General features: G+C 47.2%; 1 protein-coding gene. It reads left to right on the top strand.

The window, feature by feature from the left end:
* Positions 1–913: dihydroorotase (locus tag A3756_RS02600; RefSeq protein ID WP_068552851.1), on the top strand; the 913-nt coding region annotated here is incomplete at both ends.

Consider the following 913-nt stretch of genomic DNA (forward strand, 5'->3'; position numbering starts at 1 on the left):
GCCAGAGCCAGGAAACTCCATAAAAGGCAGTATCGCAAGTGAAACCAAAGCCGCCGCCGCGGGTGGCGTGACGACCTTATGCTGTACTCCAGAAACCCGGCCGGTCAATGACTCTCAAGCTGTGTCAAAGTTGATTAGAGAGCTAAGCGCACAGACGGACTATTGCAGAGTTTTACCAATTGGTGCGTTGACGCAGGGACTAAAAGGAGAGCAGTTAGCTACCTATTCATCCCTGAAGAAAGCGCAATGTGTGGCTTTGAGTAACGCTTACAACCCGCTTAAAAATTTAGCCGTGACCAAGCGCTGTTTTGAATATGCAAAAACGCATGAGATGAGCGTTTTTGTGAACCCTGTAGAGCCCTCATTACAACAAGGGGTCATGCATGAAGGTGAAGTAAGTACCACCGTTGGCCTGCAAGGCATTACTTCTTTGGCTGAAACCATCGCCGTTGCGCAATTGATTCAGTTAGCTAAAGCAACGGGAGTGCATCTCCACCTTTCTCAATTGTCGGCGGCTGAATCTGTTTCTCAGCTTGAGCAAGCAAAAGCTGCAGGTGTAAATATTACGGCAGATGTTGCGATTCAGAATCTACTCTACACCGATGAGTGTATTGAGGATTTTAATAGTGTTTATTATTGCTTACCGCCGTTAAGAGAAGAGCGGGATCGTTTAGCACTTGTTGATGGTGTAAACCGTGGTGTGATTGATGCGATCACCAGCGCTCATCGTCCACATGAGGCTGCAGCGAAACAAGCGCCTTTTGCTGAAACTGAAGCGGGAATGAGTAATATAGAATTTCTTTTGCCCTTTGCCATGCGTTTAGAGGACAGCGGAGAACTAAGTCTGCCCAGATTTATTGAAGCGATGACTCGAGGGTCTAGCAAGGTTTTACGCAGGAACTGTCCGAAAATA

The organism is Oleiphilus sp. HI0086 (assembly GCF_001635225.1).